The organism is Paenibacillus nanchangensis, from assembly GCF_046543445.1.
In the GTDB taxonomy this organism is placed as follows: Bacteria; Bacillota; Bacilli; order Paenibacillales; family Paenibacillaceae; genus Paenibacillus_AQ; species Paenibacillus_AQ nanchangensis.
Genome location: NZ_JBHOFD010000004.1, coordinates 120521 through 141379, shown reverse-complemented (window position 1 = coordinate 141379; position 20859 = coordinate 120521). Strand labels below are relative to the sequence as shown.

General features: G+C 56.3%; 19 protein-coding genes and 1 pseudogene. 13 read left to right on the top strand and 7 right to left on the bottom strand.

Annotated features, from left to right (window positions below; translation table 11 throughout):
• Positions 1 to 5: 5 nt before the first annotated feature.
• The 3 genes from ACE6ED_RS04310 (at position 6) to ACE6ED_RS04300 (ending at position 5950) form a co-directional block, all read left to right on the top strand.
• Positions 6 to 2675, top strand: coding sequence for a family 78 glycoside hydrolase catalytic domain (locus tag ACE6ED_RS04310; protein ID WP_410825854.1), 2670 nt, complete (start codon positions 6 to 8; stop codon positions 2673 to 2675).
• Positions 2676 to 3029: 354 nt separating this feature from the next.
• On the top strand, positions 3030 to 4820 hold the full coding sequence (locus tag ACE6ED_RS04305) for an L-fucose isomerase (RefSeq protein WP_410825738.1): 1791 nt from the start codon (positions 3030 to 3032) through the stop codon (positions 4818 to 4820).
• Between the two features lie 353 nt (positions 4821 to 5173).
• Positions 5174 to 5950 (top strand): NAD-dependent epimerase/dehydratase family protein, encoded by a 777-nt coding sequence (locus ACE6ED_RS04300; RefSeq protein ID WP_410825736.1) that lies wholly within the window; start codon positions 5174 to 5176, stop codon positions 5948 to 5950.
• A 92-nt stretch (positions 5951 to 6042) separates the two neighbouring features.
• On the opposite strand, the gene ACE6ED_RS04295 is transcribed toward ACE6ED_RS04300, so the two are convergent.
• From ACE6ED_RS04295 to ACE6ED_RS04285, 4 genes and pseudogenes are all read right to left on the bottom strand, one after another.
• On the bottom strand, positions 6043 to 6213 hold the full coding sequence (locus ACE6ED_RS04295; RefSeq protein ID WP_410825734.1) for a hypothetical protein: 171 nt from the start codon (positions 6211 to 6213) through the stop codon (positions 6043 to 6045).
• Between the two features lie 789 nt (positions 6214 to 7002).
• Positions 7003 to 7195, bottom strand: a pseudogene (locus ACE6ED_RS29245) (IS4 family transposase); the annotation flags it as partial.
• 112 nt (positions 7196 to 7307) lie between these two features.
• Positions 7308 to 8159, bottom strand: coding sequence for a manganese catalase (locus tag ACE6ED_RS04290; protein ID WP_410825732.1), 852 nt, complete (start codon positions 8157 to 8159; stop codon positions 7308 to 7310).
• A gap of 133 nt (positions 8160 to 8292) precedes the next feature.
• On the bottom strand, positions 8293 to 9087 hold the full coding sequence (locus ACE6ED_RS04285) for a hypothetical protein (RefSeq protein WP_410825731.1): 795 nt from the start codon (positions 9085 to 9087) through the stop codon (positions 8293 to 8295).
• 239 nt (positions 9088 to 9326) lie between these two features.
• Here ACE6ED_RS04285 and ACE6ED_RS04280 point away from each other — a divergent pair, with 239 nt between their 5' ends.
• The 4 genes from ACE6ED_RS04280 to ACE6ED_RS04265 all read left to right on the top strand — a co-directional run bounded on the left by ACE6ED_RS04280 (position 9327) and on the right by ACE6ED_RS04265 (position 11787).
• Entirely contained in the window at positions 9327 to 10412 is a 1086-nt protein-coding gene (locus tag ACE6ED_RS04280) for a site-2 protease family protein (protein ID WP_410825729.1), read from the top strand.
• A gap of 80 nt (positions 10413 to 10492) precedes the next feature.
• On the top strand, positions 10493 to 10735 hold the full coding sequence (locus ACE6ED_RS04275; protein ID WP_410825727.1) for a hypothetical protein: 243 nt from the start codon (positions 10493 to 10495) through the stop codon (positions 10733 to 10735).
• 263 nt (positions 10736 to 10998) lie between these two features.
• Positions 10999 to 11442 (top strand): GNAT family N-acetyltransferase, encoded by a 444-nt coding sequence (locus ACE6ED_RS04270; RefSeq protein ID WP_410825725.1) that lies wholly within the window; start codon positions 10999 to 11001, stop codon positions 11440 to 11442.
• A gap of 105 nt (positions 11443 to 11547) precedes the next feature.
• On the top strand, positions 11548 to 11787 hold the full coding sequence (locus ACE6ED_RS04265; protein WP_410825724.1) for a DUF3892 domain-containing protein: 240 nt from the start codon (positions 11548 to 11550) through the stop codon (positions 11785 to 11787).
• A gap of 191 nt (positions 11788 to 11978) precedes the next feature.
• Here ACE6ED_RS04265 and ACE6ED_RS04260 read toward each other — a convergent pair whose 3' ends face one another.
• Positions 11979 to 12728, bottom strand: coding sequence for an MBL fold metallo-hydrolase (locus ACE6ED_RS04260; RefSeq protein WP_410825723.1), 750 nt, complete (start codon positions 12726 to 12728; stop codon positions 11979 to 11981).
• Between the two features lie 267 nt (positions 12729 to 12995).
• Here ACE6ED_RS04260 and ACE6ED_RS04255 point away from each other — a divergent pair, with 267 nt between their 5' ends.
• The gene (locus ACE6ED_RS04255; RefSeq protein ID WP_410825722.1) at positions 12996 to 13547 is read left to right on the top strand and encodes a copper amine oxidase; all 552 of its coding nucleotides are present in this window, start codon (positions 12996 to 12998) and stop codon (positions 13545 to 13547) included.
• 91 nt (positions 13548 to 13638) lie between these two features.
• Positions 13639 to 13965 (top strand): DUF1292 domain-containing protein, encoded by a 327-nt coding sequence (locus ACE6ED_RS04250; RefSeq protein WP_410825721.1) that lies wholly within the window; start codon positions 13639 to 13641, stop codon positions 13963 to 13965.
• Positions 13966 to 14057: 92 nt separating this feature from the next.
• Here ACE6ED_RS04250 and ACE6ED_RS04245 read toward each other — a convergent pair whose 3' ends face one another.
• Positions 14058 to 15533: an aminotransferase class I/II-fold pyridoxal phosphate-dependent enzyme gene (locus ACE6ED_RS04245; RefSeq protein ID WP_410825720.1), complete on the bottom strand. Its 1476-nt coding sequence runs from the start codon at positions 15531 to 15533 to the stop codon at positions 14058 to 14060.
• Between the two features lie 146 nt (positions 15534 to 15679).
• Here ACE6ED_RS04245 and ACE6ED_RS04240 point away from each other — a divergent pair, with 146 nt between their 5' ends.
• Complete coding sequence (locus ACE6ED_RS04240) at positions 15680 to 16921, top strand: MFS transporter (RefSeq protein ID WP_410825853.1); 1242 nt, start codon at positions 15680 to 15682, stop codon at positions 16919 to 16921.
• A 42-nt stretch (positions 16922 to 16963) separates the two neighbouring features.
• Here the strand turns inward: ACE6ED_RS04240 and ACE6ED_RS04235 are convergent, their stop codons facing one another.
• A complete protein-coding gene (locus tag ACE6ED_RS04235) occupies positions 16964 to 17587 on the bottom strand; it encodes a DUF1054 domain-containing protein (protein ID WP_410825719.1) in 624 nt (207 codons plus the stop codon).
• A 301-nt stretch (positions 17588 to 17888) separates the two neighbouring features.
• Here ACE6ED_RS04235 and ACE6ED_RS04230 point away from each other — a divergent pair, with 301 nt between their 5' ends.
• From ACE6ED_RS04230 to ACE6ED_RS04220, 3 genes are all read left to right on the top strand, one after another.
• Positions 17889 to 18485, top strand: coding sequence for a hypothetical protein (locus tag ACE6ED_RS04230; protein ID WP_410825718.1), 597 nt, complete (start codon positions 17889 to 17891; stop codon positions 18483 to 18485).
• Between the two features lie 211 nt (positions 18486 to 18696).
• Positions 18697 to 20109 (top strand): NADP-dependent phosphogluconate dehydrogenase, encoded by a 1413-nt coding sequence (gene gndA, locus ACE6ED_RS04225; protein ID WP_410825717.1) that lies wholly within the window; start codon positions 18697 to 18699, stop codon positions 20107 to 20109.
• A gap of 157 nt (positions 20110 to 20266) precedes the next feature.
• Positions 20267 to 20836, top strand: a complete 570-nt coding sequence (locus tag ACE6ED_RS04220) for a shikimate kinase (RefSeq protein WP_410825716.1) — start codon at positions 20267 to 20269, stop codon at positions 20834 to 20836.
• Positions 20837 to 20859: the final 23 nt, after the last annotated feature.

Here is a 20859-nt window from a genome sequence, read left to right as displayed (position 1 = left end):
TGTCGATGGACTTGGCAATTCATCCCGAAGAATGGAACGCATGCTGGATCACCCGGGAACCGCCAGGGATTTGGGACCGGCCGGAGCTGACCGCCGAGGTCCAGCTCACACTTGAGCAGGGTGCCGCCGGACTGTTGTTTGCCTATACGGGGGCGGACCGGCACTGCGGCTGCATGCTGGATGCGGAGGAACGGAGTGTCATATTGTTCCGGGTGGAGCAGGGGGAGCGGCAGGTTGCCGCCCGGGTTTATCTTACGGAACTGGAGCGTCTTCCCGCGGAGCTGCACCTCAGGCTTGTCATCTGTCCGGATGACGTAGAGCTTCAGGTGAACGGCCGGGAAGTGATCCGCAACAGCATGAAGGCCGGGACTGGCAGGATCGGGTTCCTGACAGAGGCGGACGGGACCGCCGTATACCGTGATTTTCGCCTGTCCGGCCCGGACGCGGGAAGAATGCTTGCATCCAGCCGGTTTTACGATCCTGCGGCGCATCCTTTTTCAGCCGGCGAAATCGACGGCTCCGGCAGCGGTCTCCGGCTTACCGGACACACCGTATCTCTGTGCGGATCGCCTGTGCCCGCCGACAGCCCGCTGTTCCGCAGGACTTTTGAGCTCCCGGAAGGCGCCGTCAGCGCGCACCTAAGCGTATATGCGATAGGCTGGTACGAGCTCCGGGTGAACGGGAGCAAAGCCGACGACCGGGTACTGGCACCCGCCAATACACCGTACGGGCGCAGGCTGCTGTATGATAGCTACGAAATAAGCGGCTTGCTCGATAAGGGAACGAATACCCTGGCAGTTTGGCTCGGCAACGGATACGGCCCTAACTACTCGCGCTGGGGCTGGAAATGGAACCGGGATAAAGCGTTTATCCTCCAGCTGGATATCGAACTGACAAGCGGCGAACAAATCCGCGTCGTCTCTGACGAATCATGGAAGACCGGGCCGGGGCCGCTGCTGGCAAACGATATTTACGACGGCGAAGTTTACGATGGCCGGCTTGTTCCGGATGGCTGGGATCAGGCCGGATTTTCGCAAGAAAAGAACTGGCAGCCTGCCGTCTTGGCGGAGCCGCCGGCCGGTAGTCTGGAAGCAAACGGGCAGCCGCCTGTGCGGACATGGACGCCGCTGGAACCGGTTCAGACGATCCGGGTGGACACCCGCACCGAGGTCTACGATTTCGGACAAAACCTAGCCGGCTGGGTGCGCCTCCAGGTGAAAGGCGAACCCGGCAGCCGGATAAGGCTCCGCTATAGCGAGCTGACCGATGCGGAAGGACGGTTGGACTCCTGGACGAACCGGAATGCCCGGGCGGCGGACCTCTATATTTTGCGCGGAGGACAAACGGAAACCTATGAACCGCGTTTTACGTATCACGGCTTTCGCTATGTCGAAGCCGAAGTCACTGGCACGGCGGTGATTGAGGCCATACGGGCGGTGCCGGTGCATGCGGACGTTCCGGAGACAGGAATATTCCGCAGCTCCGATGACCTGCTTGGCCGGATTCAGAGCAACCTTCGCTGGTCGATTCTGAATAATCTGGTCAGCATTCCGACGGACTGCTGCCAGCGCGATGAACGGACCCCGTGTCTGATGGATTCGGCCGTGGTTGAAGAAGCGGCCATTCACAATTTCGGCATGCGCCAGTACTACCGCAAATGGCTGGGGGACATCGAAGACAGCCGGACCAATCCTGACTGGAGCGGGGATCTCGTCACTCTCCCCTGGCATCTGTACTGGTATTACGGGGACGGGGAAGTGCTGCTGAGACACTACGGCGCGATGAAGGATTATGTGGATTTTATAACCGGCAAATGGCCGGACGGTATTGTGACGGAAGGCTTTGGAGACTGGTGCGCGCCGAACAGCGACGGGTGGGAGCATTACTTCCGCGAAGTGGAGATCGTAAACACCTCGCTTTATTACCGCCAGGCAGCAATCCTCTCGCAGGCGGCCGGCGTACTTGGACGGGAAACGGACCGCACGTATTATGCGGAGCTTGCCGATTCGGTCCGGTCTGCTTTTCACAGGCGGTTCGGCCGGGGCGGCGGTTTGTTTGGAAGCGGATCGCAGACGGCTCAGCTGCTGCCGCTTGCTTTTGGCATGGCGGAACCCCATGAGGAGCAGGCCGTTTTTGACAGGCTGCTGGCCGCTATCGGGGCGCTGGGCAACCGGCTGGATACCGGAATATACGGTACGAGATACCTGATGGATGTACTGGCGGATCACGGGCAGATCGATCTTGCCTATGCAATGATAACCCGCAAGGAGTACCCGGGTTTTGGCGATCAGATTGCGAAGGGAGCTACGACACTCTGGGAGCAGTGGAGCGAGAAAGGGGCCATGCATTCACATAATCATGCCATGTTCGGGGGGATCGGAGCCTCTTTTTATACACGAATTGGAGGAATCCGGCCGCTTGAACCCGGTTACCGCCGCTTTCGGATTCAGCCCTGCATCCCGCGGGAACTGGAGTGGGCCGAAGTGTCGATGGATACCATCAGCGGGCGGATAAGGTCCGCTTGGCGCAAGGATGGCGGGCGGCTGGAGCTGAACGTTACTGTCCCGCCGTGTACCGGAGCCGAAATCATCCTTCCCGGGAACCCGCGGCAGAAGGAGAAGGAGGACGCCGGCGTCATCTCAGTTGGACCGGGGGATCACCAATTTGTTGTCTAGCGGAGCAGCCGGGTTGGCTATATTTTCGATTTGAAGGAGCGAAAAGCAGGCTTGTTGACTGAGCGCGGTCACGGGGCCGGACGGTATTTTCCAGGCGCTGGGTGAACAGAACAATGACGGATACGCCGCGCTGGAGTCGTTCGCCGATATGACAGACAACATGAATACCTGGTTATGGCGGAAGCTGGCGCCAAGCGGAGACGCCTTTGGTGAAGGAGGGCATCGCCATTATCCGGGGTAGGATGGGCCGATCCGGGCTCGCCATGCGGGGCCGTCAGTTAATAACCAAGCGTAAGTTAAGCGGTTAACCCCAGTATCATGCCGGAACAACAAAAGAACAAGGAGGAGCATCCGATGAGTGATAGCAGCCAGCGATATCCGGGCGGATTTCCAGTGATCGGCATCCGCCCGATTGTTGACCGCCGCAAGCAGGTCAAAGCGGCGCTTCAGGAAATAACGATGGAGCTTGCCGGCAAGGCGGCGGAGATTTTGACCGCCTCCGTCCGCAATCCCGACGGTTCCCCGGCGCAGGTGGTTGTCTATGACACCTGCATTTCGGGACATCCCGAAGCGGCCCGCTGTGCGGAGGAATTCCGCCGAAAAGGAGTAGGCGTCATCGTCACTGTGGCCAGCGGCTGGTGTTATCCGCTGGAGACGATGGAGACGGACCCGGCGCTGCCGCACGCCGTATGGGGATTTAACGGTACGGAGCGTCCCGGCGCCGTTTACCTGGCAGCCCTGCACGCCGCGCATAACCAGAAAGGGCTGCCGGTCTTCAAAATTTACGGCCGGCATATCCAGGACCAGGATGACCGCGAAGTGCCGGAGGATGTCCGTGATAAACTGGTGCGGTTTGCGCGGGCCGGCCTGGCAGCGGCGCTGCTGCGCGGACGCACCTATCTCTCCATCGGTTCCGTTTCGATGGGAATTGCGGGCTGCCTGGTCGATGAAGCCTTTTACCGCCGGTATCTCGGGATGAAAAACGCTTATGTGGATATGACCGAAGTAGCACGGAGAATCGATAAAGGCATCTACGACCGTGAGGAATTCGGCCGGGCCATGCAGTGGGTTGAGCGTTACTGTATAGAAGGGGAGGACCCGAACCCGGAGCGTGAACGAATCGATCCTGCGCGTAAACAGGAGAACTGGGCGGCATCAGTCAAAATGGCGATGATCGTCCGCGATCTGATGACCGGCAACCTGCAGCTCCGGAAAATGGGGTACGAAGAGGAAGCGTATGGGTACGATGCGATCGCTTCAGGTTTCCAAGGCCAAAGGGAGTGGACGGACCATTATCCGAGTGCGGATTTTCTGGAAGCTGTTTTGTGCAGCTCGTTTGACTGGAACGGAATCCGGGAGCCGTATACGGTAGCCACGGAAAACGACAATCTGAACGCCGTTACCATGCTGTTTAATCACTATTTGTCCCACACAGCCCAGATTTTTGCCGATGTCCGCGCTTTCTGGAGTCCTGAGGCAGTAGAGCGGGTTACCGGCTGGCAGGCCGATGGCGCGGCGGAAGACGGATTCATTCATCTGATCAATTCGGGTCCGGCCGCTCTGGACGGCACCGGGGAGCAGCAGCGGGACGGCAAACCCGTCATGAAGCCCCATTGGGAAATCGAAGAAAACGAGGCTGCGGCGTGTTTGGCAGCGACAAAGTGGCGGCCTACCTATATGGACCAGTTCGCGGGAGGCGGATACTCCACGGATTTCCAGACCCGCGGCAGCATGCCTGTCACGATGTCCAGGCTCAATCTGGTGGAGGGTGTAGGCCCGGTGCTTCAGCTGGCCGAAGGGTATACCATCGAGCTGCCCGAGACGGTCCATGATGCACTGGACCAGCGGACAACGCCTGCCTGGCCGACTACCTGGTTCGTTCCGAACCGGATTCCGGGAGACCCGGTTTTCGGCGAGGCGTATACGGTGATGGAGGCCTGGGGCTCGAATCACTGCGCGGTCAGCTACGGGCATATCGGCGCCGATTTGATTACGCTGGCCAGCATACTGCGTATTCCGGTTAATATGCATAATGTGGAACTGCAGCGGATTTTCCGTCCCAGCGCCTGGGCTGCTTTTGGAACCAAAGATCCGGAGGGTGCGGATTACCGGGCCTGCGCAGCGTATGGACCGCTGTACGGCTAACCGCCGGGACAAGGCTGAGGAGAACTGTCTTACGGCTAACTATCCGCCGTGGAGCCAACGCCCGCCAATAAACGGCTGTTAGGCTAAGTGCCAGGCCAGTGCCATTAATGATGGACCATTGTATAGCTAATTGTCCGGTCTGCGGCGCGCATACACCCGCACCTGCTTTGGGTCGCTAAGCCGCTTCCCAGGCTGTTTGGACTCCAATAAGAACGCTAACCCGCTTCCAGGCTGCTTTTGACTCCCGTAAGGCTCCCGTTTGAATTACCTGCTTATAGCGGACTTTCCTGCAAGAAAGCCCTCCAATCGGGTAATACCATAATAAAGCCTTTTCAGAAAGGGGTAGCCGACCGATGAAACGCAAGCTGCTGGTGACCGGTGCAGCCGGAAGAATTGGAAACACGCTGTTCGAGGGATTGAAAGCGGACGAACGATACGAGGTAATCGGCGCCGATGTGCAAGCGGATGAACAGGCGGGGATCGAGGAGCTGGATATTACGGACGCCGCCCGGCTTGAGGAGCTGACCCGGGGTGTGGATACGGTCCTCCATTTTGCCTGGATCAAGGATGAAGACGATTTTTTGGGCAAGGTGCTTCAGGGCAACGTGGCGGGGGCGTATCATCTGTTTGAAGCCGCTGCCCGCAATGGCGTCCGCCGGGTTGTGTTCGCCAGCTCCAATCATGCGACAGGGTATTATAAGGTAGGAGAAGACATTGACGTGGACGACCCCTACCGGCCTGACAGCTTTTACGGATTAAGCAAATGTTATATTGAGCTGCTGGGACGCCTGTATGCCGACCAAGGGAAGTTGTCCTCAATTAATATCCGGATCGGCAACTTTCCGGAAGACGACCGGCCGCATACGGAGCGAGCCGCCCATATTTGGATTTCGGAGCGGGATATGCTGCAATTGGCCGTTTGCTGTATTGAAGCCCCGGATGAGATGAAGTATCTGAACGTATATGGAACCTCGGCCAATACCGACAATTATTACGATATCGGCTATCTCGAATCCCTGATCGGCTATAAGCCGCTGGATGACGCGGCGGAGCTGCTGGAGCTGGCCAAAGCTAGGGGCGCGAACGTAAAACAGGACGAAACCCGGTACCAGGGCGGACAACAGGAATAACCCGTTATCGAAGACGAAAAACCGTGCGGCTCAACAAAGAGCACACACGGTTTTTTCTTGTGTTTCCGCCGCTTCCACTTCTGATTCAAAAATTAGATCAATTCCAGCTTCTCCAAAATTTTGACGGTGGTCATGGCCGACAGACGAACGGCAGCCTGCAGGTCGCCGGCCGAGTTGCCCGCCGCCTCCAGAGCTTCTTTGTTTTTAGCGAATACGTCCTGGGTTACTTCATCAATCAGCTTATGTATAAGAGCTTTTTCCATGCTGTATCCTCCTTTCCCGCGGGGCGCTATTTCTATTATCGGCAGGGAGGAAGTTTTTGCCTATAAGAACGGATGTTCCAGCCCGAAAATTTCAAATAACGCCCGGAGATAACAACGCAGGAAAGGAGGGAGAACCATGACCAGACAACAATTGGGCGTACACGAAACCCTGGAACTGGACGAGCTGCTTCCCTACAAAACCACCTGACCTACAAAACCACCTGTCTCACCAAAAGCCAATCCATGACAAGCACCTCGCAGGGAAATCGCCTGTGTAGGTGCTTGTTGTGTTATTTACTCAACTTTCACAGCTGGAAAAATGGCTTAGACCCTTCTGGACCTCTATCCAGATAGTAGACACAGATTTTTAGGCAGCTCGGTTAAAGCAAAGTCATTCATACTCCGAGGGGGATAGTAATCAATGGAAGAATGGATGCGCCGGGTGTTGTAGAAGAAGTCAATATACTCGAAAATACTGGGTATTTTGAAGCAGCTCCGCATTGTCCTCCCCTATAACTTTCTTCCGGACACAGGAGACCTAATTTGCTAATTATTCCGTGTTTTGACAAAGTTGCGGACTCAGATGCACCTATTTACGCGGAGAGTCCATAGTTTGTATGTTTTCGGCACGAATAACGGATCTGGAGTCCGTCAGGCATACCAAAGCCCTAGAATTTCAGAAATAACGTCCGCTGGGTCCGCAAAGACCTGCGTATCGCGTGCTGTGGTAATCCGCTGCGGGCGTGGTATGTCACAGGAGAGGATTCGTTCCAAAGCCTGAGATCGGCGCAGATACGCCTCGAGATAAATGGGCAAACCGGAGATCCAGGGCTGGAGTTGACTTTGAATTAGGGTGGAGCATTTCTTCCCAACCTGAGTCGCAATTTCGTTCTGCAGTTCTATGAGTTTCACCAAGGCAACTGCCCAGTCTAGGGTTACCTTCATCGCACAGAAAATAAAATAGCACGCCGAGCGTGCGTTCGCCGCGGGCGAAGCGGTATTTTTCTATTTTTTCAAGACGATTCCTTGATTGCGGTTAAATCCGCGCCAGGACCGGAGCTCAGCTGATTTTCGCTCTGCGAAAGCTGTGTTATTTACATAGGCGGCGCAGAGGGGCCTTGTTCGCGCATCAACTGCGGCAGCGTGTTATACACATACAGCGGGGCGGGCGGCAGATGCGGCGCGGGCGCCAGGGGCTGCGGATCAGGCACATATTCGAAGGTGCATCCGTCTGGGGCGATGCCGTGCGCCCATGGGCCTTCTGCGCTGGCTTGACCGCGTGAGAAATTAAAGAGCACATGGGACACCTCCTGCTTTTGACATTCCGGCGGGAAGTTCGAAGGCACGACTACCCCTTCCTTGCATTCCAGTTCCCGGATAGCCGCGATCCACTGGTTCTGGTGCATCGTATCCCGGGCAAGCAGCCAGGACAGCATGTCGCGTACCCCGCGATCGGTTGTCATTTCGTACAGCCGGGCAACCTGAAGTCTGCCCTGCGACTCGGCATTCAGATTGGCCCGGAAGTCGGCAAGCAGGTTCCCGCTTGCAATCGTATATTTCGCATTCCATGGATACCCTTCGCTGTCGGATGGCATGGCTCCCAGACCCGATACGATCATATGCTGCGGATTTGAGCCACCGAGAATGGCCGCGACCATCGGGTCCTTGGCAGCCTCCTCCAGCGTATCCAGCGGCGCGTTATCAAGCAGGCGGGCAATCATCGTCGCCAGCATTTCCACATGCGCAAGCTCCTCCGTCGCCGTATCCATCAGCAAATCGCGGTATTTTCCGTCCCCCCGTGTATTCCAGCCCTGAAACAGATACTGCATCGCCACGGTAATTTCTCCAAATTGCCCGCCCAACGCTTCCTGGAGCTTGCGTGCGTAGACCGGATCGGGACGTTCCGGCTTGGCATGGTATTGGAGTTCCTTAATATGAAAAAACAAAACATCACCTCATTAGGTTTGATAGTGATGTCTATTCCATCTGTCCGCCCGACTTGCCAGTCCACCGGAAATATGCGCTGCTGCCGGCTCTATTAGTCTCTCTAGGATCTTTGCATCTTTGGGGCGCGGCAGTTCAGGGGTTGATCTCCACTTTTACAAAACGGTCCGCATATTCCTTGCGCCGCTGCTCCGTGAACTGGTTGGCGATCCGGCTGTCCCAGTCCTCGTCCGAACGGATTTCATTCAGATCCGTACCAAAAAACTGCTCCGCTTCCCCTTGAGTCAGGCTAACGGAATAGGTGTTTTGCTCAAACGGCAGCCGCAGGTCGACGAGCGCCGTGCCCGGGAACTGCCGGAACAGCCGGACGGGCAGTTCCATCATGATTTGATAAATCTGATCTCCGCCGGCAAAATACGAGGTATACGCTTCTGCCGTCGTTTGGCTGTCCGGAAGGGCTTGTTTGTAGGCGTCATAGTTTGCAAAATAAGCGATCGTAATGTTATCCGTTCCGACTTCGATATCCTGGATAAAAGAGGCGCCTTCCAGTCCGCGGATATACTGCTCCACTTCCTGCTTGGGAAGCGGAATCTGGTCTGCTCCGGACACGGGGGGTGAAGCTGCAGGACCGCCGGAGCCATCCGTTGCCGTTCCGGGAAGCCCGGACGAGGGGGCTGGCATGGCGGATGGAACGGCGGACGCTTCAGTCTGCCCCGTACTGCCTGGTGTTGGAGCGGCCGGTCCCGATGCTGGCGGGGCAGCAGCGGATGAGGACGGGACAGCCGGGGACGGTGAAGCGTCGCCGGCCTCCGGGGCCTGAGCTTCACGCTGCACACCTCCCAGCGTGTTCCAGAGCAAGGCCGCCAGCAGCAGCACAATGACGGTCCAGAACCAGGGATTGCGCATAAGCGGTTTTTTTCGCATCTTCATTCACTTCTCCTTTCGTTAAAGGAAATGGAAGGATTGGAGATTGGGCGTGTTGCTGATTAATAGCCGTTCTTTACGGGTTTGAAACAAACTGCTGGCCCAACGCGTTAAGAATGCTGCATGACAACCGGCGCTGATAACCTGGGGACCTGAACGATCGGCCGTCATATGGTAAACTGGAGTAAAAGGAGCCTTGTCGTTTCAATGATTGGGTCTCCTCAGCCTTAAGGAGGACGACGGTTTTGCCGGAAAAACAAGAGAGTAAACCGCAGAGCGGATGGCTGAAATGGGGTGCGGCGGCCGCCTTTTTGCTGGCAAAGGGCAAGTCGCTGATCTCGGTGCTCAAGCTGGGCAAAATGTTGGGTCCCGTTCTGTCGATGGCGGTATCCATCTGGGCCTATGCACTCATTTATCCATGGGCGTTTTCCGTCGGGTTTGTCGCCCTGCTGCTGGTGCACGAAATGGGCCATGTGCTTGCGGCCCGGCGCAAAGGACTGCCTGTCAGCGCTCCGCTGTTCCTGCCCTTCGTCGGCGCGCTGATCACTCTAAAGCGGCATCCGCAGGATGCGCGTACAGAGGCTTACCTGGCATTCGGCGGGCCGCTGCTCGGCACGATTGGCGCGACGGCGGTATTTGCCGCCGCTTATCTGATGGACAGTCCGCTGCTGTATTCACTGGCCTATGTCGGCTTTTTCCTGAACCTGATCAACCTGCTGCCGATTCACCCGCTGGACGGCGGGCGGATCGCCACGGCGGTGACGCGCTGGCTGTGGCTCGTTGGACTGGTTGGCGGGCTGTATCTGATCGTGTTCCATCTGCGTTCTGTCCTTTTTTTCATTATATGGGCAATGTTTGCGTATGATCTCTACCAAAAATTTGTGAAACGCAAGAAGAACCTACGGGATAACGATCTGGTTGAAGAGACCGCGCATCTGATGCCGCTGCAGCCTCTCATTGACGCAGGCCAGCCGGTCCCCGGCCCCGAGCATACCCGTGAGTTGTCTTTCACTACGTATTCTACCCTTAATGAGAGGCAGCAGATTGTGGTCATGCGGTGGGAAAGCATCGGCTTTGAAACCAAGGTTGCCCTGCCGGTCCAAGGAATGGTGCATCACGCCAGACTGGTGCGTGCGGAGCGGCTGGAGCTGGACAGCGGGCCGCATCTGCGGCTTTACTGCCAGGTTCAGTACAGCGAATTCGAAAACGCCCATTATTATGAGGTTCCCCGGGCTTCCCGCTGGCGGTTTGGCCTCGGGTACGCCGGGCTGGCGTCCTATTTGGCGGGGATGATGTATCTGGTACATGTTATAGGTAATATCGGTGTCTAATCGAAAAAAAAGCGTCTGAAACCGCTCCTTCCAGGGCATGCTGGTACCAGAAAGGACAGCATGTCAGAAGGGAGCCGGCAATGAAACGTATGCTGCAAACGGTCCTGGCGGCCATTCTGCTGGCGGTCCTCTCCGGCTGTTTCGTCTCCGCGCTGCTGCGGGAGGCCGAGGTGACAACCGGAGCGCGGGAGGCTGAAGTGACAACCGGAGCGCCGCTTGACGACGGGATTGACGACGGGCTGGGCGGCGAACCGACGCTTGCTCCGGTGCTGCAGGACGTCTATGACCGGTCTGTACAAGAAGAGGTGTATTCGTCCCCTTAAGGACGGATAGGCCTTTTTCTGTTGTGCGGTTTCTTGCCCCCTGGGTTCGCCTGCGGGCGATAACAATGCGGACGACAGCCTCACGTGCTGATTCCGGGACAACCCCAAGTACACGGGAAGAGCAAAACAAGGTATAATACTAAAATTGCTGTATAGGTTGGCAGCCCGGCGGCCGATATCCGGCATAAGCCTGCGGCGTCCTCTGCATTTTTTGCGGACAACGTATATACACGGTATTTTTTGCAAAAGGGGAGTGCTGTTAGATGGCGGCAGAAATCGTCCGCGTGACAAAGGAAGAAGAACTGCAACAAGCGCTGAATATCCGCAGGGAAGTATTTGTTGAGGAACAAAAGGTGCCCGCTGACATCGAGATCGACGAATTCGACCGGATCAACCCCAACGTGCATCATCTGCTGCTGATGGAGGGGACCGAGCCGGCTGCGACCGGACGGCTGATTTACTATAAGGCCGACACGGCCAAAATGCAGCGGATTGCGGTCCGTATGCCCCACCGTTCCAAAGGTTACGGACGGGTGCTGCTGCTGGCGATGGAGGAGCTTGCCCGGGAGCTGGGCCTTACCTATTCAATCCTGGACGCGCAGTGCCAGGCGGAGGCATTTTACAGCAAGCTGGGGTATGAAGTGATATCCGAGGAACCGTTCCTCGATGCCGGTATTGAGCATGTCCGGATGCGCAAGACACTTTAATTCTGCCGATCGGCTGCGTCTCGCATTACCGTTCTGCTATGGGGTTACACTAGGAAAGCCTATAAAAGGCGAACTTTTGGTGCAACCGTGAAAGGAGGAGCGTGTATGCCGGGCGACATCAACCGTGAGAGCATTGCGGCGGTTAGAAAAAACGGTGAAGGCAACTTGACCGCCTTCCGCACGTCGGGAGGACGGGTGCTGACTTACGATCAGGCGATGGAGGAAATCCAGCTGGGCCATATTGCCGGAGTCAACATTTTTAAAGGAAAAGACGGCGCACCCCATATCCGGGGCGACGCGGACGGCGATCCGGCCAACAATCTGGACAATCTGCCCGCGTTCTGAATGCGGCGCAAAGACAGGCCGGTCTCCAATGGGAGGCCGGTTTTTTGATTCCCCCCAAACCGCCCTGCATGCCTAACAGTAACCGGATGCCCGATAATCGGATGCCCGTAGCCAGTTGGCGCATAACGAGCTGAAACGTAACCGGCTGCGCGGTAAACGGCAGAGCGGGAGAGATCTAGGCAAAATCCTGCTTAAGATAGCGGCTCTTGCCATTCATACTCCGTGTGCTGGCGCAAAAACTGCATTTCCCCTGTCCGTCCTTCGAATTCCGGCTGCTCGTCACCGTAATGCATCAGCAGAATCCGCCGCCTGATCGCTTCGGGAAGCGAAAGCAGCTGGCTTAGTTCAGTGTGAACTGCTCCTTTGCCGCTCAGCTGGCATTCGTGTAAAATGACGCGGACGCCCCGGTCGCCGACAAGCCTTGTTAAGAGTCCAGGATCGAACACCATATCGGCACTGTAAAAAATGAACCCGTTCACCAGCAGCGAAAAACTTGGTTTGCCAGGGACATGGTTTGTCCGCAGCAGCTCAATGGCCAGCCCGCCGGAAAGGCGGTACACCGCCCCCGGCTCTACGATCCTGACTTCAAACACTTCACCCAAACCGGTGCCGTCTTCGGGTGTAAGCTCGGGAGCAAGCACCTCGTCCCACAGCTGCCGGGACAGTATAGGCGGGACCAATAAAGGCATGGGCGGCAGACCGTCCGCCTTGCGCTGTTTGACAAGAGCGGCCAGGCCGCCCGTATGATCCTTATGGAGATGGGTAATCAATACGGCATCGATTTTCCCGAAGCGTATACCCAGCTTTTTCAGCGCGGCCGGGGCTGTTCTGCCGCAATCGACCAGCAGATTGAACGTGCCGTCCGACCATAAAGCGTTATTATTCATGTAACACGTTGAGAACGCATCTCCTGTGCCGAGCATCCGCAGTTTTACGCTCACCTGGCGCCACCTCCCGTTTTGGTTATTGTACCCGATTCGGCGGGGCTTATCGTCCGCCGGAAATTTTGTCCGCAGTTACCGCAACTTGCCGGTTGAGCGGAAGTATATATTATCAGTATGGTTTTGCATAATTCCATAGGGTCACCGGTTCAGGGTATACCATATAGACCAATTAAACGGTTTTGTTCTATATGATTTTTGCTGCAAGTCGCTCCCGGGGATTTATGCAAAATGTGGACAGCATGATACAGTTTGGAGGGTGCGGCTATGAGGTGGAGAAAAGTGGCGGTGTGCGTGGCTGTCTTTTCTTTAATGGGCGGTTCGATGATGTTCGCCGACTCGGTTACGCAGAAGATTCGCGTGTGGAGCAACGGGAAAGAGATTGCGGACGGCGGATATTTAATTGACGGGAAAACCTATATTCCGGCGAGGGAAGCCGGGGGCGTCGTGCTTTGGGACGATTCGGGCAAAGTTACGATCATCAAACCCAATGTTCATATGTTTATGTTTAAGGGAGATACGGTCTTCGGGAACGTAAAGCCGGGTAAAGTGAAATTTAAAGTATTTACGCAGGTAGATAACCTTACAAGTGAGATCGCCTCGGTCAAAGTGACGATTATGGACCCGGCAGGTAATGTCAAGGACATTGACGAACAGGATGTGTCCGGCAGTCTGAAAGAAGATTTCTGGTGGACCACGAAGGAAATTACCTATGAATTCAAGGACACCGGCAAATACCGTGTGGGCTACTACATCAAGCCTTCCAAAAACGCGGATTATACCCTGGTTTCGGAAAAAATCATCAGCGCCCAGAACTAAAAACGGCCCGGATTCCCGCAAATTGACCTGCCCCCGCTTACGTGGTACGATACCAAATGAAGGATAAATCAACTCAAAGCGAGGTATTTCAATGAGCGATCACAAACATGAACATGGCCATGAGCATGGAGAAGCATGCGGCTGCGGACATGATCACGACCATGAGCATGAAGAGTTTGTGCTGACCTTGACGAACGAGCAAGGCGAAGACGTGGAAATGGTTCTGGTGGAGACGTTTGACGTAGGCGAGAAGCTGTACGCTCTGCTGCTGGAACGCGAAAATCCGGAAGCGGACGGCATCATTCTTCGGATGGAAGAGGAAGACGAAGAAATGGTGCTTTACAATATCGAAGACGAAGACGAGTGGAAAGCGGTTGAAGAGGCTTACAACGAACTGGTAGCCTCCCAGCAGGACTAACCTTCGCCCTCAGCTATGCCGGACAACCTTGTCCGGCATAATCAAAAGCCCGGTACCTGGGAAGGTATCGGGCTTTTGTGCGGCAGGCCGGATTAGAAAATCGGATCGGCTTCCACGATGACTTTGATATATTCCAGCGTGCGGTCTTCCGGCCCTTTGACCGGCAGTCCAACTTCTAAATGGTCGATAATATAATCGATGTTGTCCTGCGAAATGACCTCGCCCGGCAGCAGAATCGGGATGCCCGGCGGGTAGACGTAAATAAACTCCGCAATGATGCGGTCCGCCGATTCCCGGAAGGGAATCAGTTCGGTGTCCCCGTAGAATGCGTCGCGCGGAAGCAATGCCAGCTGCGGAATCTCCGGCACCTGAACGATCAGCTCGTTCGCTTGGGCGGTGCGGATGTGCAGGTCGGACAGCTCGGTCAGCGCCCGGATCAGCGTATCGACCGAATCCTGGGTATCGCCAGGCGTAATCAGGCAAAGAATGTTATACATGTCGCTTAATTCAACTTCAATATTGTAATGCTCGCGCAGCCAGTTCTCGGTTTCGTATCCGGTAACGCCGAGATGGCGGACGTGCACGTTTAATTTGGTTGGATCATGGTCGTAGGCAGCTTCGCTCCCAAGGATGTCCTGGCCGAAGCTGTACAGTCCCGGGATGGCATTTACGGCGTCGCGGGCATACCGGGCCAGTGCGATCGTCTGCTCCGCCATGGCATGTCCGTTCAGCGCAAGATTTCTTCTTGCCGTGTCAAGCGAGGCAAGAAGAGGGTAAGAAGTGGAAGTCGTTGTCAGCATACTCAGAATCGTTTGCACCCGCTTCGGATTCACCAGACCGTTCTTCACATTCACGTTCAGCACCGAGCTCTGCGTCATGGAACCGCCCAGCTTATGGACGCTGGTAGCGGCCATATCCGCGCCGGCTTCCATCGCCGACATCGGCAGATCCTTGTGGAAATGGATCAGCACGCCGTGCGCTTCATCCACCAATACGGGGATGCCGTGCTCATGGGACAGCTCGACGATCGACCGCAGGTCCGCGCAGACGCCGAAGTAGGTCGGGTTGATGACAAGAACGGCTTTGGCGTCAGGGTGGATGCTCAGCGCCCGCTTGAGCGAGCTTGTCGTAATGCCGTGATCGATCCCCAGATTCTCATCCTGGGCCGGGGAGACAAACACCGGCTTTGCGCCCGAAAAAATAATGGCGGACATTACGGATTTATGCACATTGCGCGGTACGATGATTTTGTCGCCGGGGGAGCAGATCGACATGATCATGGTCATGATGGCACCGCTGGTTCCCTGTACGCTAAAAAACGTATAGTCCGCGCCGAATACTTCGGCGGCCAGCTGCTGCGCTTCCTCAATGACTCCTTTCGGCTGATGCAGATCATCGAGCGGCGCGATGTTGATCAGATCTATGGATAGGACATTGTCTCCGACGAATTCGCGGAATTCCGTGTCGGCTCCAATTCCTTTTTTGTGTCCCGGAATGTGAAACTGCACCGGATTGGCGGCGGCATGTTTCTTCAGCGCCGAAAATAGCGGTGTGCGGTGTTGATTCATTTTATGCTGTCACAACCTTTCTCAAGTTAAAATGCAAACAGGATGAGTATATCAGAACCATCACCATAATACTAGGATGTGATTTTGTGCATGGAAATACTCCGCGGCGGAAGCATATCAAGCTGACTTCCCCGTTCATCCTTGAGATGTGGGTTATCATCTTCCTGGTGGAGTTCGTCAAGGGATCGCTATTGGTGGCGCTGCTCCCGGTATATATGGAAAATATCCTCGGGCTCTCCGTGACGGTGGTCGGCATCGCTTTTGCGCTGCAGTATCTTGGCGACAATTTGTTCCGTGGGCCGTCAGGCTGGGTGACGGAGCGGGTCGGCTTTAAATGGACGATGACCGGCGCGCTGCTGCTTGTGCTGATTGCCGTCGGACTCATCATTTACGCCAAGGATGCCTGGCTGCTGTCGGCCGCCTGCCTCATACTCGGCATCGGTACCTCGCCGCTTTGGCCGTGTGTGATGACCGGCATTTCGGAGCTCGCGGCCGGGACCGAAAGCGGCGGCAGCGGGGCGGCGATGGGAGCGGTCGAGATGGCTTCGCTTGCCGGCACAGGCGTCGGTCCGATTGTCGTTAACTTTATTATCGACCACGGGCATCAGAATTACCGGTTGGCGTTTCTTGTGCTGCTGGGGTGCGCGGCAGCGATCGTCTGCGCGGCACTCCTGCTCCCCAAGCGCATTCATCATGCGGACGAGCTTGGAGTGGAGGCCGCGGCTGAAACCCCGCCGCCGGAGCCTGTGACGGGCCGTGCATTTGCTGCAGGCCGTCTGCTGCGCAGCCTCCGCCGCACCTTTACCAAAATCCGCACCACGCTGCATGTCAGCCGGCTGCTGTATCCGGCGCTGTTCCTTCAGGCGTTTGCGATCGGCCTCATGACGCCCGTCGTTACGCTATATGCACGGTCGGACCTTCATGTGACACCCAACCAGTTCAGCCTGCTGCTGGTCGCGGGCGGGGGGATTACGGTGCTGGCGCTTATTCCGGCCGGCCGGCTGGTCGACCGGATTGGTACGGGCCTGTTTCTGAACACCGGATTTCTGCTTGCAGCCGGCGCGCTGCTGATGTTTTCGCTTGTACGGTGGCTGCCGCTGGCCTTCGCAGCGGGCGCGCTTGTGGGTGTGAGCTACGCTTTGATCCTGCCTGCCTGGAACGCCTTTCTGGCGAAGCAGGTCCCAAAAGGCGAGCGGGGAACCGTATGGGGCTTGTTCCTTACACTGCAGGGCTCGGGAATGGTTGCCGGCCCGATAATTTCGGGCAGACTGTGGGACAAGGTTGCCCATGCCGCGCCATTTGTCGCCAGCGCCTGCGTTATGGTATTGCTGTTTGTGCTTCATCTGCTGATCGTGCGCCGGACGCACGCAAAAGCCCAAGCTCATTAGAGCCTGGGCTTTTGCTGCGGTGTTATTTAAGTTTCGTCCGCTTTAAAAAGAACTCCGGTACAGAGGCAGCAGCGTTTCGAACGTCTGCTTGACCGTCTGTTCCAGCGCTTCTCCGTCACTCAGCAGCGGATCCTCTCTATCGATCCGCAGTCCGCAGGTAACTTCGGCCTTCTTGACCTCCTTCAGCCGGCGGGCCAGCGTCTCAAACGCCGCATCCGACATGTCCGACTGTGCCGTTCCTTTCGGGTCCAGATGGTCTGTCGACCAAAAAAAGTTGGCGGGCAGCGATCCCGTCAGTCCGCTGCCTTGCCGGGTCAGGTTTTCGGCGAAAACCGTTTTGTTCGGGCTTTCATAGATAATGGCGAACACCGCAAACAGATGCGTGCCGAACAAGCCGACCTGGAAATGGGGCAGCGCCTTGTAGCCTCTGCGGTTAGGTCCCCATGCTACCCAGGTGTCTCCAGGCGGATGTACCGTCCGGCGGGCGTGTTTGGCGACATGCGGGTACATCTCTTGTCCGCACAGCGCGGACAGGTATGGAGCCAGCTCTCCGCCCAACGCCTCCAGTTTGGGACGGATGCGGGCAATCAGGGCTTCCATCCGGGGCTCCAGCCCGGGAATGCCGAATACGTCGAAATCGTTTGCGTCAAATCCTTTGAACTTCATAAGGTCTCCTTCATCTAACGGCGTAATAATGTTGCGTCCCGGCTGCCATCTAACGTTTGGAGCTTGGACGATGCGGGTAAAAATAGTCAATAAACCAAGTTACCGCTACATAAAATGAAGTATAAAATAAGAGTAAGACGAACGCAAAATCATACCGCAAACGTCAGCTACACCTTCAGGACCCGGCCGCCCGGCCGGCTCCAGCAGACCCCGCCGGCTGATGGCAAACGCCTAAAGCCGCCACCCGAACCAGGATAGCGAGTCAACACAAGGGCGAAGCCAAACTTTAGGGGGGAGTGCCGTGAACAAAAATGAAGAGGTTGAGTACTGCAATCTGGAGCTCCGGTTTGACCGTCAGGAAATCCAGAATCTGATCCGGGATTTAATCCAGGAGGGGTATTCCCTGTACTGGAGCGAAAACGACAACCTGTTTGTGATTTCGGTCCGCACGGGCCGCAAGCTGGTCAAGCTGCGGTTTCAGCGGATCAAAAACGGATACAAGCTGGTGGGCGACTACATGATCCGCGATGCGCGTCTGAGCGAGTGGATTGAGAAGCTGATCGGCGACCGGCGCGGGCATGCAGTCGTCAAGCGTTTCAAGGACCGCCAGATTCTGATCGAGAACATTTTGTTTGGCGAGGTGATCCGGATGGTGGAGATCTCCGGCTATCAGCAGCGGGTGGTCTACCAAAAGGGGCCTTTGCTGTCCGACCACGAAATCACCAAGCTGTTTTATTCCAACGAAGGCGAAGAACGGATCCGCCGGCGCAGGCTTGAAGTCGATGAAGAGCTGGAGCGGCTGCATGCGGCCCTGACCGCGGGCGATGCGGCGAAGGCGAAGCGGAGCCGAAAAAAACTTGAATTTTTGGCGCAGGAATTAACCAAACTGGAATGGTAAAGATAGAACAGCAAAGCAACCTTCAGGCACTCCGAATCCGGAGTGTCTTCGGCTGCGCACGGCGCTTTGGTCCAAGTTTGGCGGGAAGGGGTTCACTTCTGCCGACAAAAACGGTAAAATGGTTACATTGTGAATCAATTTCTGATCAATCAGGGGTTTGTCAATGAAATTGATCTCCTCAAAAAAATAGATGCAAAGGGTGGAGGACCAAATGGCAAAACAACAAATCGGCGTCATCGGCCTGGCTGTCATGGGCAAAAATTTGGCTCTGAACATCGAGAGCAGAGGTTTTACCGTCTCCGTGTTCAACCGCTCTCCCGAGAAGACGCATGACCTTCTCAGCGAGGCTGCAGGCAAAAATCTGACAGGCACCTTTTCCATCGAAGAGTTCGTAAATTCGCTGGAAACGCCCCGCAAAATTTTGATCATGGTACAAGCTGGCAAAGCTACCGACGCAACGATCGAATCGCTGCTGCCGTATCTTGACCAGGGCGACATCATTATCGACGGCGGCAACGCCTACTTCCCGGACACGGTCCGCCGCAGCAAAGAGCTGGAAGAACGCGGTTTCCGCTTCATCGGCACCGGTGTTTCCGGCGGCGAAGAAGGCGCGCTTAAAGGGCCTTCGATCATGCCGGGCGGACAAGAAAGCGCCTATAAGCTTGTAGAGCCGATTCTGACGGCGATTTCGGCCAAGGTTAACGGCGAACCCTGCTGTACATATATCGGACCGGACGGGGCCGGACACTATGTGAAGATGGTCCACAACGGTATCGAATACGGCGACATGCAGCTGATCTGCGAAGCTTACCAGCTGCTCAAGGATGTTGTCGGTCTGGACGAAAAAGAACTGCACGCAACCTTCAAAGAATGGAACAGCGGCGAACTCGACAGCTATCTGATCGAGATCACGACGGATATTTTCTCCAAATACGATGCAGAAACCGGCAAGCCGATGGTTGATGTGATCCTCGACGCAGCCGGCCAAAAAGGCACCGGCAAATGGACAAGCCAAAGCTCGCTGGATCTTGGCGTGCCGCTGTCCATGATTACCGAATCCGTATTCTCCCGCTTCCTGTCGGCCATGAAGGAAGAGCGCGTGGCTGCCAGCAAAGTGCTGAGCGGACCGGCCTCCCAGCCGTTCGCAGGCGACAAGGCGGAATTTATCGAGAACGTGCGCAGAGCGCTGTTTGCAAGTAAAATCGTATCTTACGCACAGGGCTTCGCCCAGCTCCGTGTAGCTTCCGAGGAATACAACTGGAACCTGCAGTTCGGCAACCTCGCCAAAATCTGGCGCGGCGGCTGCATCATCCGTTCCCGTTTCCTCCAGAATATTACGGATGCGTACGAAACCAATCCGGAACTGAAGAACCTGCTGCTTGATCCGTTCTTCAAGGATGTTATGACCTCCTACCAGGACGCTTGGAGAAAAGTTGTAGCCGAAGCCGTTACCCGCGGTATTCCGGTACCTGGTTTCTCCAGTGCGCTTGCTTATTACGACAGCTACCGTTCGGAGCGTCTGCCAGCGAACCTGCTGCAGGCTCAGCGCGACTATTTCGGCGCGCATACCTTCCAGCGTGTGGACAAGGAAGGCGTCTTCCACAACGAATGGCTTGAAGAATAGTCACCAGCTTATCCGCCCGGAGACCGCGCAAGCGGCCTTCGGGTTTTTTGCTGTATGGAGGCTCTAACTTCAATGCGTCGAAGCGTTGTGGCTCCAAAGCATTGTCTAAACTTTTCACCCTGTGTTATGATATGACAAATGTCGCGGGAGGGCACTTATGAACGATCATACATACGCGAAAGAACCGTCTTCCGAGCAGAAAAACAACCTGATCCTAATCGGGATGATGGGGACGGGCAAGACGACCGCCGGGGCGCTGGCGGCACAGGCGCTGGGGTACACCCTGGTAGATCTTGACGCCGAAATCGTCCGCCTGGAGGGCCGCAGCATTCCCGAGCTGTTCGCCGAGCAGGGAGAAGCTTATTTCAGACGTGCGGAGAGCAGGGCACTCGAAGCGGTGCTGCAGGGGGAAAGACAAGTTGTCGCCACCGGCGGCGGCGCCGTGCTGGACCCGGCCAACGTCCGGCTGATGCGTCAGGGCGGTCTGGTTGCAGCGCTGACAGCGACGCTTGCGGAAATCGTCTCCCGGGTGGCCGGTGACGCAAACCGGCCGCTGTTGGCGGGGAATGCGGAAGAACGGGTAAAGACCATTATGGAGGCGCGCAAGGACGCTTACCGGTTCGCCGATGTGACGGTCGATACAACCGGCTTAACGGCGGAGCAGGTGGCGGAGCAGCTCGTACATGCGGTAAGAGAAGATAACAAAAAGCGGCGGACGAGCGTCTAAAGCGCTGCTTGTCCGCCGCCTGC